Raw genomic sequence first — 17,367 nt, forward strand, 5'->3', positions numbered from 1 at the left:
TAAGCCTGATGGAAATAAAAACTTTTTTTGATTAAAGGAAGGAAAACTCCTTATCGGATGATAGATTTTTTGACTTTACCTGGAATGGTGTATCCGAAAGTAAACTCAAAGAAATCAGCTTTTGCCTTGTGAGCTTTGATTTGCAACCCAGCAAAAATACTGTCATTCAACCTATAACGTACACCAATCCGTTCGTAAAAACTTGTGGTTTCCTGATTCAAATGAGCTTTGTTCAAGTAAACACCAAAGGCAATGGGCATATACAATTTTTCGGATAATTTCCACTCCCAAGATCCTACTACAGCGAAGGAATTCACGTCATTGAAAGTGACATTCTCATTAGGAAATCGCTGAGATCCACCGGCTCCATAAAACCAATCGATCCCGATGCCTCCCCGATATTTATAAGATATCTCCCAAAGGTAATTAACTCCTAGTCCGCCTCTGAAATAAGCTTTCTCTCCTATTTCATAACTCTTCATACCTGTATATGCCGCAATATTCCAAAAACCTCTTTTCTCCAAAGTTGGAAAATCAGGCTTATCTCCCGGGTTGAATTCCTCCTTATCCAAATTGACGCGCAACCCAATCGCAATAGGGACAAAATTGATCCCAGCATTTGGTTTTTTGACAGCGCCATTAGAATAATGCTTCGTGCCTATTGAAGTAAAACCTTCGAAAGTATTAGAGAATCTATAGGAGGCTTTTAAGCCGAAATGTATATGTGCATTAATCGCTGTACTTACGAATCCGTTGATTTCATTCGTTTCTGCATCGTAGGGATTCATATTGAATCCTAAACCAATTTGAGCAAAATAGCTGAAATTGAGTTTTCTGTCAAAATCATTCTTACCTAATGGGAATTCACCAAATCCATAAATCCCCATGGGCCGACCTATTTCCTCATAATAATTCACTGTGGATGTGAATCCTACCCCATAACTTGGAAATCTATTGATGTAATTGTAGTACGTATTCTCTCTGCTCCTCCAGCCAAACTTGACATCTACGCCAGCATAATCAATTCTATCAATCAGCTCATTAGCCCAGTCCTTGTTGTTTCCAATGATAGGTCCATGATCGTAAGAAAACTCAATGAATTTTTTCGACTGTGCTTGTGATTCCAAAGAAACGCATCCAAAAAATATGAAAACCAGAACTGGTACTATCTGCAATCGCATCGCTACTTAAATTTTCTGATGGCAAAGATATGGATAATGTAAAAAAACAAGACAATCAATTTCATGACTCGGAAAATCAAAGTTCAAACCTATGATTAAAATGGACTATAAGGCATAAAAAAAACCTCTGAATGTAAATCCAGAGGTTTCGTAAATATGTTATGATTGATCAACCTTCTTCCAACCAGTTTGGACCTTTCAACTCGATTAGCATTTTATTGTATTTTTCCGCTTCCGCATCATTTTTCAGACGTGTATTGATTTGGAAAAGAATACCCATAATGTCTGTATTATCAGGCTTAAGTTCCAATGCTTTTTCAAAGTAAGGAATTGCTTGCTCGTAGTAGCCGTTTGATTCCTTTGTCATTTCTTCAGATCTTTTTTCCCACTCTTCGTCAGATAAAGCTCCCAATTCAACAATAATTTCTCTGGATTTCTCCAACAAAAGCGCTCCTGTATAGTAATTTCCATCATAGAATTCAGGATCTGCTTCTACAGACTTTTTATAGTCTTCCAGTGCACCTTCCATATCACCAGCTTGCTCCTTGAGGTAACCTGATCTCAAGAGAATACCAGCATTATTAGGGTCATTTTTCAAAGCATCCTGGATAGAAGCCATTGCCTCATCCATTTTATTCAATTGTAGTAATAACTGAATCTCATATTCAGCAAGGATTTTATCTTCAGGATAATCTTCTCTACCCCTCATAATCATGTCATATGCTGCTTCAGGATTTTGATCTTCACTACTAAGTATCTGAATTAATAAGTAGTACACTTGAAGTTTGTTATACTCTTCTACATCAAGTAAGTATTCGAAATGCTTCTTAGCCTCTTCGAATTTACCTAAATCATTAGCAATAAATCCTGCATTGTAGTGAACAGTGGTATCGGTAAGATCGATTTCACCTGCAAGGTCAAAGAATTCATAAGCCATTTCCTGATCTTCAGCATTATACCTTTCTAATGCCTTGTCAAAAGCAATGTTTTTAAGCGTATAAATAGAATAGGGTCTAAGATTGTCAGGTACGCCTGGCATATCCTCCGTATAAATATCTTCGCCTACTCCTTCTTCTTTATTACTTCCACCCATTTCAAAGGCTTTGTTGTAAGTAGCCAAAGCTGCCTGACCAGTTTCTACTGTAGAAGCAGTGTTACTAGAATCCGAACCAAACATTTTGGTTTCAATTTGGGCTTTTAATAAATAGGTAGCAGGATCACTTCCAGTTTCAGGGTCAGAACTGGCTGCTTCTATATCAGCCATTGCTTCGGTTAGATCTCCAGATTTGAAGTTCTTCTCAGCAGAACGAACCACTTTTTTTTGTCCAAAAGCCAGTGTCGTTGCACCGATCAAGGCCATTGATAGAATTAGCTTCTTCATTTTAGCGTATTTTTCTTGTTTGGTTGGTTATTCGTTAATTTCATTTGACTCATCTGAAGAGTCTTCCGATTCCTCAGTATTAGGGTCTTCGGTAGTAGTTGCATCAGGATTTTCATCAGTAACTTCTACTATACCTTCTAATGCTTCTACTTCCTCTTCTTTTGATATTTTCTCTACAGAAGAAATTTCGTCATTCTCTCCTATTTTGATCAATCTTACCCCTTGCGTAGCTCTTCCCATGACACGAAGACCATCCACAGAGATTCGGATCGTGATACCAGATCTATTGATAATCATCAGATCATCAGATTCTACTACTTCTTTGATTGCAACTAGGGCTCCCGTTTTTTCGGTTACATTCATTGCTTTTACTCCTTTGCCTCCACGATTGGTGATTCTATATTCGTCTAGACTGGAGCGCTTTCCGTAGCCTTTTTCAGATACTACAAGCAGGGTTGCATCCTCCTCAGATGCACATACCATGCCAATCACATAATCCTTATCATCATTTAACCTGATCGCTCTCACACCTGTAGCTGTACGTCCCATAGGTCTTACTGCTTCTTCGTTGAAGTGAATAGCCCTACCTGATTTTGCAGCAATCACGATGTGCTGGCTGCCATTGGTCATTTCCACATTTACCAATTGGTCATCTTCACGAATGTTCAATGCGATGATACCGTTGGTTCTTGGGCGACTGTATTGTTCTAGCGTAGTTTTCTTGATGACACCTTTCTTGGTCACCATCACCAGGAAGTGATTGTTCAGGTAATCCTGATCATTCAAATCTGCTACCTGTATGATAGAACGAATTTTGTCATCCTGCTCAATGCTAATCAAGTTTTGGATTGGTCTGCCTTTAGAAGTCTTGGAACCCTCTGGAATAGCGTAAGTTTTCAACCAAAACAACTTCCCTTTATCGGTAAAAATCAAGAGATAATTATGAGTGGACGCAGTGAATAGATATTCGGTAAAATCATCCTGTTTGGTACTCACACCTCGAGATCCCACTCCGCCTCTACCTTGAGTTCTGTATTCTGTAAGCGCGGTGCGCTTCACGTATCCTTCATGAGAAACAGTAATAATCACCTCCTCATTTGGAATCATATCTTCATAACTGAAATCTTCTGCATTATGCTCGATCTCTGTTCTTCGATCATCAGCATAGCGAGTCTTCATTTCTGAAAGCTCTTCTTTGATGATTTCCATTCTCTTGTCTTCGTTGGCAAGAATTTCTTTGAGCTCTTCGATCAAAGCCATGATCTCATTGTACTCATTGATGATCTTCTCTCGCTCCATTCCTGTCAATCGCTGCAATCTCATATCGAGAATAGCCCTTGCCTGGATTTCGCTCAATTCAAATCTCTCAATCAACCCATTTCTGGCTGTCTCAGGATCTGCAGAGTTTCTGATCAAAGAAATCACTTCATCCAAATGATCTAATGCGATCAAATATCCTTGGAGAATGTGTGCTCTTTTCTCAGCTTCTCTCAGTTCATATTCCGTTCTACGGATCACTACTTCATGGCGGTGATTCACATAATGAACGATCATATCCTTTAGATTCAGTGTCTGAGGACGACCTTTCACCAAGGCCACATTATTCACTGAAAATGAAGTCTGTAACTGCGTATGCTTATAAAGATTATTAAGTACTACACTGGAAATTGCATCACGCTTTAATTCATAGACAATGCGCATTCCCGAGCGATCCGATTCGTCACGGATAGCAGAGATTCCATCGATTTTCTTTTCATTGATTAGGGCAGCGGTTTTCTCCACCATGCTAGCCTTGTTCACCATGTATGGAATCTCAGTGATGATAATCATCTCCTTGTTTCCACCATCTTTGACTTCTACATTGGCCTTACCACGCATCACCACTCTACCACGGCCAGTTTCGAAAGCCGCTTTCACTCCATTGTACCCGTAGATAATACCGCCGGTAGGGAAATCTGGGGCAATGATATGCTCCATCAATTCCGCCACAGTAATCTCATTATTATCGATGTAAGCTACTATGCCATCAATGACCTCACCCAAATTGTGCGGAGCCATATTCGTGGCCATACCTACGGCAATACCTGAAGCTCCATTCAATAAAAGTGCAGGGACTTTAGCAGGAAGTACAATTGGCTCCTTTAGGGAGTCATCAAAATTGAATTGAAAATCTACCGTCTCTTTGTTGATATCCACCAAAAGCTCCTCAGCGATACGCTTCAGTCTAGCCTCGGTATAACGCATCGCAGCGGGATTATCTCCATCGACGGAACCAAAGTTACCCTGACCATCCACTAAAGGATATCTCAAAGACCAAGGCTGCGCCATACGGACCATCGTCTCATAGACGGCAGAATCACCATGTGGGTGATACTTACCGAGTACCTCACCGACGATTCTGGCAGATTTCTTATAAGGTTTGTTATGTAATACTCCCAGTTCCTGCATCCCAAAAAGGATTCTGCGGTGTACTGGTTTCAGTCCGTCACGGACATCAGGAAGCGCTCTTGAAACAATAACCGACATCGAATAATCGATGTAGGCGCCACGCATTTCCTCTTCAATGTTAATGGGTATGATGTTCTCGTTTTCTCCTTGAGCCATATAATGCTATTCACGGGGTCGATTAAGCCTGCAAGATAGTAAAAACAGAATGGTTTTGAAAAGAGATTGTAAACAGCAAAGTCGATTATATGGACTTTAATACCACTGTCCTACTTTACGGTCCTGAAAATTGAAAATACCACTTCCTCTATACTCGATCCCGTTGTGCATATGCTTCATCACTACGCCACAGCCGCCGATTTTGCAACGCTTAGTGCCCGGGAAACGAACTGCCAAGCCAACTTGCATGGCATAAACCTTTTGCTCGAGGTCTTGAAATTCAGAAAAATCAGAAGCAGCGTAGGTAAAACTACGGAAATCAGCTCCGCCTTTGACAAACATTTTGGTGTATTCGGAGAAGTCCCGCTCTATTCTAAGACCTATTCCATAGTAATTTTTATCCGAAACAGCCAATCTCGGCTCATATGCACCTCCTGCAGCCAAAGCCGGATCGTAAGACTTCTTTAGGTCTAGTTTGCCAAACTCAGCCTCAGCTATAAACCTCCATGGGTAATTCTGTCTTGCGCGCTGTCTAAGCTCAGACTGCATGTACAGATTGGAAGAAGAATAATTTCTATACCTCCAATTCAGAAATGCTCTACGTCTATTAGCATCATAGAGAACCAAACCGACTGTTCCATACAATTTATTGACTTGATAGGTAGCACCTTCGAAATCAAACTGGTAATCTCCACCCTGCATCGGCGCCAAATTGCCCCACTCCTGCCCAAAACCTCCTCCGATCGTAAGTAGATTAAAAAGGTTGACTCTTATCCCTCCATTCCAATTGGGAAACACCCAATCTCCTCCTTTCATCTCCAATGGGTTTTCCTCGGAAATATCCAGCGGATCCCCATCTAAATTCTGAAACCTGGAGAATGGATAGAGATTCGTATTGGCCGAATAAAAGCTGGTTCCAAACTGCTGATAGGCACCTCCACCTGAAATCTCAAGACTGAAAGCTTCCAGCACATTTCGGGTAATATTTCCCAATCCAGACTCACTTTTAGGGTTTTTAGCTTTTTGAGAAATCCCGAAAATATCTTCTTCCTGCGCTAAGACAGTTGTAAATAAAAAACAAAGTATAAAGGAGAAGTGTAGCTTTTTGAAATTCATATCTATCTAAACGAAGGCTTGTGACTCTTGGTGTGAAATTAAAAAAAAATGCCTCCCAATCAGGAGGCATCTTCATATTAACTTCAATAAATTCTTATTTTCCGTCAGTTGGCTTTTCAGTATCTTCGGCGTCTTCTTTTTCAGCTTCCTGCTTTGCTTTCATTTCAGCAATCATCGTATCAAGTTTCTCTTTTAATGCAGGATCTTCTTTCACAGCACCATTTACCTTATTATAGATAGATGCGCCTAGAATAGAATCGTTCATGATAAGATCAGTTTTATATTCTCTCATAACATCCTGTTGAGAATCTAAAAAAGCTTGAACCTCTTCATAAGCAGCCTTCTCCTCATCAGTTATTTCAGCTTCGGTCATCTTAGCTTCATCACCCCAGGCAGCCTTGATCTCATTGTACCGAGCTCCTCCTTGGAAAATTTCATTGTCTTGAATCATTGATTTCATTTTCTCAGTCAATGAAATACGGAATTCATCAAACTCAACTTCCATATTTGCAAACTTCGTAAGTTCCTCAGTAGTCACTTCCTCCGTCGCTTCCTGCGCAAATCCTGACATTGCAAAACATGCGAAAAACGCTCCAAACAACAGTACTTTTTTCATAAACATTGTGATTTTAATTTCTGTATAATCCTCAATAAAAAACTCAGATCCCAAAAATTCAAGATTTACGGCCACTTTTTAAGATTTTTTATGATAAATGGCTTGTCAGAATTTCAAACTACTTCAATGCTCTTTAGTTGATTGATGGTTTGGATTGGATCAGCTGAATTGAATACAAAACTTCCTGCAACTAATACATCAGCTCCTGCGGCAAGCAATTTCGGTGCATTATCGAGGTTGACTCCCCCATCAATCTCAATTTTAGTTGCTGCTCCTTTAGCCAAAATTAAATCCTTCAGCCGGGACACCTTCGAATACGTGTTTTCAATAAACTTCTGTCCGCCAAATCCCGGATTAACTGACATCATACAGACTAAATCCACATCCTGAATTACATCTGAAAGTAACTCCACCGGAGTATGAGGATTGATGGCAACTCCGGCTTTTGCCCCTAGGCTATGAATAGCCTGGAGTGTTCTATGCAAATGAGTGCAGGCTTCATAATGAACTGAAATCACAGCTGCTCCAGCATTTTTAAAAGCTTCCAGATAATTATCCGGATTTACTATCATCAAATGCACATCCAATGGTTTCTGGGCATGACGCTGTATCGCTTCTATCACCGGAATACCAAATGAAATATTGGGAACAAATACACCATCCATAATATCCACGTGTATGTAGTCCGCAGCCGAGGTATTCAGCATTTCTACTTCTCGTTGGAGATTTGAGAAATCAGCTGCTAAGATAGATGGGGCAATTAGTAAGGACATTTGTTTGTTTTTAGTGGTGTTAAAAGAGGCAAAGTTAGGATGAATGTGTAAAGAGCTATTGTCTGATTAATTTGCTTTGTTTGATCAAAGCTCCGTCTTGCATCTGAATCACATAGAACCCTGGTTTCACTCCTTGAAGTAAGATTTGGAAAGGTTCTTTAGGACTTGCTCTATTCAAAGTTTCATTTTCCAGAGCTCGACCATTTAGATCAATTAGGGTAAACTCTGCATGCAGACTATTTCCGAAATAGATATTTAATTGATCACCAATTACAGGATTAGGATACACGCTCCAAGCCAAAGTCTCTTCATTATCCTCCACGGCGAGAATCTCTCCATAGTAAGCTCGAAAGAAATTAGGAATGCCATAACCTAATATATTATCTGGTTCATCTGCCTGCGTTCCACTATTCAATAAGGCCTCAATCAATTGATCCTTTTTCCATTCTGGTTTGGCTTCCCAGAGTCCAGCCGCCAATGCAGTAATCTGAGGGGCAGAAAAAGAAGTGCCATTCGAAAAGCCTTGACTGCCATCTGAGCGAATCAAAGCAGCTCCCTGTCCCAACGCCGCTAATTCTGGCTTTATTCTTCCATCGCCAGTAGGTCCCCGTGAACTTGAATTAGCAACATTCAATTCTTTATTTACCGAACCTATCGCTAGAATTCCTTTTGCATCTGAAGGAGAAGTTAATGTAGATTCTCCTGGCCCGTAATTCCCGGAGCTATTGACAACTAGAACCCCCTTACTTGCAGCTATGCTTGCCCCTCGTGCTATAATGGTCGTTTCCCCATCCAACTCTTCTAGTGTATAGTTCATCTCAGGATCATCAAAATCCCAATAACCCACAGAGCTGCTGATTATATCTGTTCCTAAGCTGTCTGCATATTCAGCAGCTCTCACCCAGTTGTATTCTTCCACCCAATATTCGGTAGCAATTTCCTCAGTCATGGATAGGATATAATCTGCATCAGGAGCCCCAGCAACTAGTTTACCTGGCTCGTTGGAGGCAATAAGGGACAATACATTCGTACCATGTTGATTATCAGAATATACATCTTCATTCCACGGTCGCACAAAATCCCTTGTTGCGATTATTTGCCCGTTGGTTTGAAGGTGTGCCAAAGAACTTGCCGTTTGAGCACCAGGGAATCCGGCATCAAATACAGCAATAGTAATTCCTTTGCCAGTGAAGCCTTCTCCATGCATGATATCTATACCCAATAAGTTATTCTGAAAATCGTAGGTCTCTTCATTTGTCGTTAATACTCTAGCGCTTCCTGCTTCTGGAGGACAAAATCTATTAGTAACTGAGGCAAAAATTCTTTTCCCAACCCGTGCATTTGGACTTGGGATAAATCCCCTTCCTACCAACTCTACTCTATCTACAAACGGCAGTGCTTCCAATTCCTTGACTTGAGTAGCGTCTGTTACCAATAAAGTAGCATTAAACCATTTGCTGGAATAAAGGATATAATTGGACTTTTCGTAAACCGCATCCACATATTTCTGAGCAACAGGAAGGTCCAAACTATCCGGCGCAACGCCTTCTTTAACTCTCCGGGCTAAAGCTTTTGCCGAAAGAAACTCATCTGGTCTTTCTAGAGAAAGACTCTCTTGCGGTTTGTACTTATAAAATACTGCATAGCGATCCTGAGCAGCTATACTGCCAGATAAAAGCATTCCCAGTAACACAAAAGCTAAAAATTTAATTTTTTCCATAATCGCTCAATTTCATGTGAACTTTAGACCCTGAATCAATCAGCATATCACCCAGGCAATCATTTCTGGAACAGTACGTCAATACTTCATCGTACTTTTCCACCATGCCTATTCCTTGTTCATATAACTCATATCGGATATCTCTATACGTCACCTCATCGTCACTTGCCTCCTGATTGACACGAATAGAATTTCCCGAAGAAATTAATTCAAAATCATCGGCCACATCATCTCTGTAGATGTTGCCATTCCATATTGCTCCGTCTTTAGGAGGGAAAACCAAGGTAACCAAGGGTTGGTTATCAATCGTGCGAACCAATGCTAGATCTCGCTGAATGAGTGTGTATTCTACTAGGGAACTCCAACTCGACTGATCTGAGGATTTGGAGCGATTCACAATAAAAACCTGCTCTCCTTCTGCATTAATATAAAAGCTCCTAATCCGATCCCTGTAGAAAAATGTCTCTTGTTCAAAATCATTTTCACCAAAATAGATGGTTTGACCCACTTCATAAATCCAAAACAATCCTACCTCCAATGGCTGAAAATCAAAGCCCAAGTTACTCTTCGGCTCTTCTATTTCTCTATCACAAGAAGCAAAAAGCACAAGTAAAATAAATATTATAAGAGGTAGCTTTCTTTTCATTTGACACTATTCAATGACTAAAAATACTAGGATTTTCCTAAAGATAGTCTAAGTCCAGATGCATACAGTTTCGAAATACTTTTTTCTAGCCAATCATCCTGTTTAACTTAGCGGCTTCAAAATTTCAACCATGGCTTTAAGCACTTTTGTAAAAATAAGTGGCATCACAAACCTTTCTGATGCCCGATATTGCTCCGGTATGTATGTGGACTTACTGGGTTTTTCTCTGGAAGCAGAATCAGATAAATATATCACAGCTACTCAATTCAGCGAAATTACGGGCTGGGTTTCCGGTCTGGAGTTCGTCGGAGAATTTCTAAGCTACGATTCAGAGCAAGTCTTAAGCACCTTAGATAGCTATCCAACTGTAAAGTGGATCGAGCACGATAGAATAGAGCCTTTGGTAGCGCTGGAAGGCAAGGGTTTTGGCTTGATTTATAAAATGGATTTAGAAGAGGTTCGTCATATTGAACTCGAAGTAGCTGAGAAACTCAATGAATCTGGAATTATTTTCCATATCACTTCTATTCATGAAGAGCTGAATGAAGAGGATAAAAAGGGAATAAAACTAATAAGTGAGCATTGCCGGGTGATTTTAAGCGCGGGTATTTCTGCCGAAAATGTGCAGGAACTGATCGAAGAGTTGAATCTCTATGGTATCTCTCTCACTGGAGGAGATGAAATCAAACCGGGTCTTAAGGACTTTGATGAGTTGGCGGATATTCTCGAAGCTTTAGAAGTTGAAGATTAGGTTTTATGGTTATTCGAAATGATGCCAGTTACCTAAATCCTTTGCTAATCTTGTTGGGAGACAGATGACCGAAGCGGCCTCAATTCAATAGTTTAACATATCCTATATTGCTTTAGACTCCTTACTGGCTAAAAATCTGTTATTCTTATTAGTAAATTGGCAAATCAAACAAAAAGGCTATTGGATCAAATCCAGTAGCCTTTTTTACTTCTAAAACTTAATCCTTAAGCCGGATCAAATAAGTCAGATGATTCATATGGACTGTTGTCCCCTGTGAAAAAGGAACCGTCAATAAATCTATGGCTGATTCCTATATCCCGAAGTTCCATCATGTCGTGATCATCCAGGCTGATTTTGGCGGCGGCCAAATTACCAATGATTCGCTCCTGATTCACAGACTTAGGTATAACGGCAATTTCTCTGGCGATAGACCAGGCAATCAGGATCTGTCCAGCGCCCACTTTATGTTTGTTAGCAATCTCTTTGATGACAGGGTCTTCCAATAATTTAGGGTCATTTTCATGCCTTTCTGCCCGGGAATCAGGAGATCCCAGCGGTGAATAAGCAGTCATCAAGATTCCATGCTCCGTGCAAAAATCCACCAACCCTTCCTGCGGTAGATAGGGTTGCATCTCCACTTGATTCATTTCTGGCTGCTGTCCGCCCACTTCGAGAATTTCATTCAACTTATTCTGATTGAAATTTGAAACACCTATGTGTTTTGCAAAACCTTGTTCCTTTACTTTTTGCATGGCTTCCCAAGTCTCCGAGATAGAGACTTCCTCATAGGTATAAAAGTCATCTCTTTCCTTCGGAAAGCCTACACCAGCCTTAAAAGCAATTGGCCAGTGAACCAGATACAAATCAACATAGTCCAGCTTGAGGTCAGAAAGTGATTTCTGTAAAGCTGGCAACACCTGATCTTTTTTATGGGAATTGTTCCAAAGCTTGGAAGTGACAAATAGCTCCTCTCGCTTTACCAATCCTTCGGAAATTGCCTTGGCAATTCCCTCTCCTACTTCATTTTCATTTTGGTAAACAGCCGCACAATCTATATGTCTATAGCCTGCCTCAATAGCCCAATAAACTGCCTGAGAAACTTCCCCCGGCTTGCTTTTCCATGTTCCTAAACCTAGGATCGGAAGTTTATCTCCGTTTTTAAAACTTAAATGTTTCATCGTATAAAAATTTTAATCGTTTGTTTGAGTCTATTATCAAGTAAATCTCAGGAAAATTAATTCAATCTATTTGCTAAATATTTCTTAAACCGATTCATCACCCACAGGTGAATCCGCGCTTGGGTGTTTACATAAATCAACCAAGGCAATCTAGGAACAAACTCGTGAATAGCGGATATAATATAGCGATTGTCCAGAACTCCCCGAAACTCTAACCATCCATGGTCAAATCTTTTCACCAGCCATCCACCTGAAATATAGAATAGCTGTCGATTCACCTCGCTTCGATCTGGAATTAAGGTCAATTCCAACATGGGCTTCTTCGTCCAAAGCAGGTAAAATACAATTTCACCACTTTCCAGCATTTTCCCATTGATCCAAAACTTAAAGAAGGTAGGTAGCCAAATATTATAGCGCTGAGCCACCCAAGTGGCAGTATCTCCCTGAGGGTTTGCCATACGCTGAATACTACGAACCGTATTCTTGACCTTATCCTGGGGATGAAAAGTTGGATTTTGCAGCTCAATCGTAGAATCCAACGCCTCCCTAACTGATTCTTTGTAACTCAGGTAATCAATGGCTTTCTCCTGAAACTTCAACTCTTCTGACACGGTCAAGGTATGCCTGAGACTTTCTACCAAAGGCGAAACCAATTGCGGTGGCGACTCACCAAAAAAACCTACCCAAAGTTTGGAGAGACCTAAAGAAAATACTGGGACAGAAAACACCAAACGCTTCTTGCCTAATTCCTCGGCGGTTAATTCGAGCATTTTCCGGTAGGAAATCACTTCTGGATTTCCTATCTCGATAGCTTTCCCATAGACATTTTCATTGCCTACACAGGTATCAATAATATCAAGAGTATCGCGCAAAGAAATAGGCTGGGTAAGAGATTCTGTCCACTGAGGACACATCAGCACGGGCAAGTTCTTGACCAAATTTTTGATCATATCAAAGGACGATCCTCCCGGCCCAACAATGATCGATGCACGGATAGCTGTTAATTTGGCAGATCTTGATCCAAGCGTTTGCTCCACTTCCAGGCGACTTTTGAGATGCCGGGACAACTTCTCGCCTGTCTCCTTAGGCAAAAGACCTCCCAAATAGATGATTTGCTTTACTTTATTAAGATGGGCAGCCCTACTGAAATTATCTGCAAGTAAGAGATCTGTGTCCTCAAAACTACCTTGATTTAGCCGAGTAGATGCATTCATGGAATGAACCAAATAAATAGCAACATCTACATTTCTAAGCACTTCTGTCGTACTGGAGATCGAATAAAGTTCCACCTGCTTCCAAGTAACTTCCGGATAAGGATTATCCTTTACCTTCTTGCGGCTAAGGGCTATAATATTGTATTTGTGACGGAAATGATGAATAAACCAGCGTCCCACATAGCCACCGGCTCCGGCAATTGCTACGGTAGGTTTTGAAACAGTAATAGGTTGATCAGTTAATTCCATAATTAACTAACCAACCTATTAATTGGTGTTACTGTTCAGGATATGCTTAGTTTTCTTGAGCTTTTTCTAAAGCTTCTGTGGTAGTGAAATACTTCACGATCATATTTGGCACTTCCCATGCCGGCATATTTTTGTTGGTGAAATACTCCAAATACTTCTCTGTAACTTGTGCAAAGTGCGCTTCATGCCCATTATGGTATTTCTCAGGGATGATCACTTTGTATTTTCCATCACTGATTTTCTCTAGATCTAATCCTGGAAAGCGATCCTGAAGTTTTTCTTTTACCAAGCTAGCCAGCGCTTCATCCTGCCCATCCAGAAGCTCCACATATAATGTGGCTACATAATTCTCATTTGCACCTTGTTGAATAATCAGATTGGCTTTGCTACCACGCATCATGCTATAATGTGTATCGGCCGCTCCTTCCGGTGCTTGAAAATTCCAGATTACACTCACTTTGGAATGAACCCCCTTCAAGGTGTAGTTCATCTCACCGTTGCTATTGACACTCAATTTCCCATCGGATACATTTTTCTGCAAGAAATCAGAGAACTCTTCCTTCCCTGTAACCTGCTTGAATTGTTCCAAATCCATCTCCGTTGCCCAAAGTTTGGCAGTCTGCATCTGCACATCAGAAGTATCCAAAGTCACGCCAGGAAAAGCCTCCCATTGGATCAAATCCACTAAGTGAGTTGTCACGTCCACAATTCCTGTCCCTTCTACATCCGTGTCGAAGAACCAATCCGGCCTAATCAGAGGGTTTCCGGAAACATACTTGAAGAAATGGTGAACAGATTCCTTAGTAATTGCTGGGTTTTCAGGTGAGCCTTTTTCTAATTCTCCGAAAACCTCAGGAACCATAGAAAGCTCTTTTTGCAAAATTGTACTGATTTCAAAGCGCTCGGTCATGATGTCATAGAGAAGCAAATCATTTTGCTCCGCCTCCTCAAAGGCATTGATCAGCTTCTTGAATCCTTCTTTATTGATCACCAACGGCTTGTCCGCATAGACATGGATCCCGTTGGAAATAGCCGTGGATATATAATCAATCTTACGATCATTTTTCCCTGCCACCATCATCACATTGCCAGGCTTGGTGGAGATCATTTGTTCCAAATAATCATCACCAGTACTTACCTGCAAGCTCCAGGCGGTTGGATTTTCTTCCCGGTTGTTGTAGCCGGAAAGGCGATTCATATGATCCTTGAGCTCAGCTCCTTCCGGTGCAAACACATAAACTGTAGAATCCACCTGAGGATACATGGATTTATGGATCAATCCGGCATGAAAATGTCCCGGGTCTAGGGACATTATCGTAATCTCAGCGGTGGATTTAGGAGCTTCAGTCACAGTTTCTTTATTTTCGCAGGAAAACAAAATACCTGCGGCCAAAGCTACTAGAGCAGTATTTTTCAAAATATTCTATAATTAAACTTTCACATAATTAGTACCATAAGGCGCACGCTGCGGTCTTTCCAACATTGCATTTGCCTCATCATCATTGATAAACTTTTCAGCAGCAGCATCCCACTCCAGTTTTCTTCCAAGCTTCATGGAGATGTGCGTCACAAGACATACTGAACAGGAACGATGGCCGATTTCTACCGGGGAAAGCAATTCATTATTTCCCTGAATAGCTCCCAGCCAGTTGCCATGATGCTCATCACTTCTGATCAACTGAATCTCATCTGGGCCGATTACTGATTGCAAAATTTTGGGATCTGAAGCATCCAGCGCTTTAGCACTATTCCCTTTTGCCACCGGATCAGATGCAGAAGCCACATAGCTACCTCTGGAAACCCAGATCCATCCTTCCGTACCTTCGTAACGAATACCGTTTGGATAGCCACCACTGGTGTACATGGTGATGCCATTGTCGTATTCAGCTTTTGCCATAAAGTCCCCATGCACATTCCACAGACCAGACTGAGGAAACTCAGCCACTGCCTGAATGTATCGTGGACCTGTAAGCTCCGTGTCCATTCCCCAAGCTGCAGAATCGTAGTGGTGCTGTCCCCATCCAGTGATCATTCCCGCACCGAACTGCTCCAACCTCAACCATCCCGGACGGCCGTATCCTCTTTGCGGATGCACACCAATCTCTGTGTAAGGGACTTCTGGGGTTGACCCTAGCCACATGTCATAGTTCAAATTGGAAGGAACTGGCATAGGATCCGCTTCTGGGCCAGCTGGATCGCCTGGCAAACCTACTTTAACTGTATGAAGCTTACCGATTCTACCATTTCTCACCAATTCTGCAGCGATTCTAAACTGCTCGCTTGAACGCTGCTGGGTACCGAGCTGAAGAACAGTACCCGATTTTTTGACCGCATCAACCAGCTGACGACCTTCTCGGATAGTCAAAGAAGTAGGTTTTTGTACATAGACATGCTTCCCCGCCAAAGAAGCTTCCATAGCCGGCTGAGAGTGCCAGTGATCTGGAGTACTGATTACAATCGCATCAATATCCTTATTCTGAAGCATTTCTTTGTAGTCTCCATATTGCCTGACATCCAGGTAAGCTGATCCCATTTTCTTGGTGTAGTAATCTTCCACCAACTTTTTGCCATCAGCCATACGGTTACTATCCAAATCAGAAACTGCGATTACGCGTGCTACCTCATGACGCATTACGCCAGGCAAATCATGATCACGTGCAATTCTACCACAGCCTATTTGTCCAATGTTGATTTTATTGCTAGGAGCATTTTTTCCAAAAACCGATGCTGGCACTATCGTAGGAAATCCTATCGCTGCACTTGCAAGGGCGCTGTTCTTAATGAATTCTCTTCTTTTCATCTTCATAAGGGTTATTTATGCGGGTATAGTTTATGCAGGTAAAGTATTGGTTTTTCTGGGTAACAAAAGCTTCCATACCTACTAGAACTGAAAGCATTGCTGATTTTTTTTTCTGTTACTTAACAAACGCTCTCCAGTACGCTTCTGCTTCCTCTTTTGTCATTTTACCGTCATAGACAATCATTCGGTATTTTAGCGCGTAGCGTTGATTTTGCTTCAGTTCCCAGGACTCATGACGGATAGGAGTAAATTCTATAAATACATTTCCTTCTCCATTGTACTGGTCTTCCGGCCAAACGCGAAGGGGTTCAGGAAAGGCTTTATTGGTGTTATGGCTCAAAAACAAGATACCGCTTTCTCCAGAGACATCCTCAGTTTCACCTTGTACGATGACCCATCGGGCATTGGTGCCATCTGCAGTTTTACGCGCATCGCCCTCTGAAGTGAGAATGGTGCTGTTAGCCTTTCCCCATTTATCAGTCGCACGGAAACCGATTCCCCCACCATAGCGGTAATCATCCAGAAGAATCCCGCCCGGAATTTTGGTTTCAATGGTGCTTGTATAATCTACCATGTAGCGCCCTTTGTCCGCTGGCTTTACTTTGATACGAAGATCTTCTTCGATAGCAATTCTTTCGTTATCTGGAGCCTTGAGGTCGATATGATTCTGACGTACATTTAGCTCTGCTGCTCCACCTGCTTCTTTTTTGGAAAGCACATGAGAAAAATCCACTCTTCCCTTCCCGTCACCCAAATTCCAAAAGTCAACCTCGCGTCCAGAGATGGTCGCACGGGTCCAAGGACCCCATATTCCATAGTGGTGATAATGGTCCTTTGGCTGAATTCTAGTGAGAACTTGCCCGGATGGAGAAGTTAATGGATGAATAAACCCAGATTTTGCAAAATCTTTTTTCACGTCTTCAGGAACGTCTTCCACAGCAGTTTGATAGGTCAAAACAGGCTGATTATCAATCACGAAATCAATTCCGTTAGTTGTCTCTTTTAAGGATACTTTTTGCGCGTAAACCGACACTATTAAACATAGGTAAAGTGCTGGTAAGCAGAAAATTCTTTTGAATATCATATAAAATTCAGGTTATTGGGATCGAATTTTAAAGATATAGAATTCTAAATTATC

The 17,367-nt window shown here is 41.3% G+C and carries 14 protein-coding genes; 1 reads left to right on the forward strand and 13 read right to left on the reverse strand.

All coding sequences use genetic code 11. The features are described 5' to 3' along the window. Positions 1-50 precede the first annotated feature (50 nt). The 8 genes from BM386_RS18275 to BM386_RS18310 form a co-directional block, all read right to left on the reverse strand. Positions 51-1,181, reverse strand: a complete 1,131-nt coding sequence (locus BM386_RS18275) for an acyloxyacyl hydrolase (RefSeq protein WP_091696907.1) — start codon at positions 1,179-1,181, stop codon at positions 51-53. A gap of 169 nt (positions 1,182-1,350) precedes the next feature. After that, positions 1,351-2,562, reverse strand: coding sequence for a tetratricopeptide repeat protein (locus tag BM386_RS18280; protein ID WP_091696908.1), 1,212 nt, complete (start codon positions 2,560-2,562; stop codon positions 1,351-1,353). Between the two features lie 27 nt (positions 2,563-2,589). Further along, positions 2,590-5,166 (reverse strand): DNA gyrase subunit A, encoded by a 2,577-nt coding sequence (gyrA, locus tag BM386_RS18285; protein ID WP_091696910.1) that lies wholly within the window; start codon positions 5,164-5,166, stop codon positions 2,590-2,592. A gap of 96 nt (positions 5,167-5,262) precedes the next feature. Beyond that, the gene (locus tag BM386_RS18290; RefSeq protein ID WP_091696912.1) at positions 5,263-6,282 is read right to left on the reverse strand and encodes a hypothetical protein; all 1,020 of its coding nucleotides are present in this window, start codon (positions 6,280-6,282) and stop codon (positions 5,263-5,265) included. A gap of 94 nt (positions 6,283-6,376) precedes the next feature. Then, positions 6,377-6,898, reverse strand: coding sequence for a hypothetical protein (locus BM386_RS18295; RefSeq protein ID WP_211482927.1), 522 nt, complete (start codon positions 6,896-6,898; stop codon positions 6,377-6,379). A gap of 113 nt (positions 6,899-7,011) precedes the next feature. Beyond that, positions 7,012-7,671, reverse strand: a complete 660-nt coding sequence (rpe, locus tag BM386_RS18300) for a ribulose-phosphate 3-epimerase (protein WP_091696913.1) — start codon at positions 7,669-7,671, stop codon at positions 7,012-7,014. A 55-nt stretch (positions 7,672-7,726) separates the two neighbouring features. Further along, complete coding sequence (locus BM386_RS18305; protein ID WP_091696915.1) at positions 7,727-9,391, reverse strand: S8 family serine peptidase; 1,665 nt, start codon at positions 9,389-9,391, stop codon at positions 7,727-7,729. After that, a complete protein-coding gene (locus BM386_RS18310) occupies positions 9,378-10,037 on the reverse strand; it encodes a hypothetical protein (RefSeq protein ID WP_091696917.1) in 660 nt (219 codons plus the stop codon). Before BM386_RS18310 ends, BM386_RS18305 begins: the two co-directional genes overlap by 14 nt. A 130-nt stretch (positions 10,038-10,167) precedes the next feature. Between BM386_RS18310 and trpF the strand changes: the two genes are divergently transcribed. Beyond that, entirely contained in the window at positions 10,168-10,788 is a 621-nt protein-coding gene (gene trpF, locus BM386_RS18315; RefSeq protein ID WP_091696918.1) for a phosphoribosylanthranilate isomerase, read from the forward strand. A gap of 224 nt (positions 10,789-11,012) precedes the next feature. On the opposite strand, the gene BM386_RS18320 is transcribed toward trpF, so the two are convergent. From BM386_RS18320 to BM386_RS18340, 5 genes are all read right to left on the reverse strand, one after another. Next, complete coding sequence (locus BM386_RS18320) at positions 11,013-11,966, reverse strand: aldo/keto reductase (protein ID WP_091696920.1); 954 nt, start codon at positions 11,964-11,966, stop codon at positions 11,013-11,015. A gap of 56 nt (positions 11,967-12,022) precedes the next feature. Continuing rightward, positions 12,023-13,429, reverse strand: coding sequence for an NAD-dependent epimerase/dehydratase family protein (locus BM386_RS18325; protein WP_091696921.1), 1,407 nt, complete (start codon positions 13,427-13,429; stop codon positions 12,023-12,025). Between the two features lie 46 nt (positions 13,430-13,475). Continuing rightward, on the reverse strand, positions 13,476-14,846 hold the full coding sequence (locus BM386_RS18330; protein WP_244545561.1) for a putative oxidoreductase C-terminal domain-containing protein: 1,371 nt from the start codon (positions 14,844-14,846) through the stop codon (positions 13,476-13,478). A 12-nt stretch (positions 14,847-14,858) separates the two neighbouring features. Next, positions 14,859-16,229, reverse strand: a complete 1,371-nt coding sequence (locus BM386_RS18335) for a Gfo/Idh/MocA family protein (protein ID WP_091697205.1) — start codon at positions 16,227-16,229, stop codon at positions 14,859-14,861. Positions 16,230-16,344: 115 nt separating this feature from the next. Next, positions 16,345-17,313: a DUF6807 domain-containing protein gene (locus BM386_RS18340; RefSeq protein ID WP_091696923.1), complete on the reverse strand. Its 969-nt coding sequence runs from the start codon at positions 17,311-17,313 to the stop codon at positions 16,345-16,347. Between the last annotated feature and the right edge of the window lie 54 nt (positions 17,314-17,367).

The organism is Algoriphagus locisalis, from assembly GCF_900116615.1.
Lineage (GTDB): Bacteria > Bacteroidota > Bacteroidia > Cytophagales > Cyclobacteriaceae > Algoriphagus > Algoriphagus locisalis.

Bases quoted from the DNA above. Each gene is read 5' to 3' on its own strand.
- BM386_RS18340 (WP_091696923.1), bottom strand. From the start codon at position 17,313: ATGATATTCAAAAGAATTTTCTGCTTACCAGCACTTTACCTATGTTTA.
- BM386_RS18280 (WP_091696908.1), bottom strand. From the start codon at position 2,562: ATGAAGAAGCTAATTCTATCAATGGCCTTGATCGGTGCAACGACACTG.
- BM386_RS18305 (WP_091696915.1), bottom strand. From the start codon at position 9,391: ATGGAAAAAATTAAATTTTTAGCTTTTGTGTTACTGGGAATGCTTTTA.
- BM386_RS18290 (WP_091696912.1), bottom strand. From the start codon at position 6,282: ATGAATTTCAAAAAGCTACACTTCTCCTTTATACTTTGTTTTTTATTT.
- gyrA (WP_091696910.1), bottom strand. From the start codon at position 5,166: ATGGCTCAAGGAGAAAACGAGAACATCATACCCATTAACATTGAAGAG.
- rpe (WP_091696913.1), bottom strand. From the start codon at position 7,671: ATGTCCTTACTAATTGCCCCATCTATCTTAGCAGCTGATTTCTCAAAT.
- trpF (WP_091696918.1), top strand. From the start codon at position 10,168: ATGGCTTTAAGCACTTTTGTAAAAATAAGTGGCATCACAAACCTTTCT.
- BM386_RS18275 (WP_091696907.1), bottom strand. From the start codon at position 1,181: ATGCGATTGCAGATAGTACCAGTTCTGGTTTTCATATTTTTTGGATGC.
- BM386_RS18295 (WP_211482927.1), bottom strand. From the start codon at position 6,898: ATGAAAAAAGTACTGTTGTTTGGAGCGTTTTTCGCATGTTTTGCAATG.
- BM386_RS18325 (WP_091696921.1), bottom strand. From the start codon at position 13,429: ATGGAATTAACTGATCAACCTATTACTGTTTCAAAACCTACCGTAGCA.
- BM386_RS18335 (WP_091697205.1), bottom strand. From the start codon at position 16,229: ATGAAAAGAAGAGAATTCATTAAGAACAGCGCCCTTGCAAGTGCAGCG.
- BM386_RS18320 (WP_091696920.1), bottom strand. From the start codon at position 11,966: ATGAAACATTTAAGTTTTAAAAACGGAGATAAACTTCCGATCCTAGGT.
- BM386_RS18310 (WP_091696917.1), bottom strand. From the start codon at position 10,037: ATGAAAAGAAAGCTACCTCTTATAATATTTATTTTACTTGTGCTTTTT.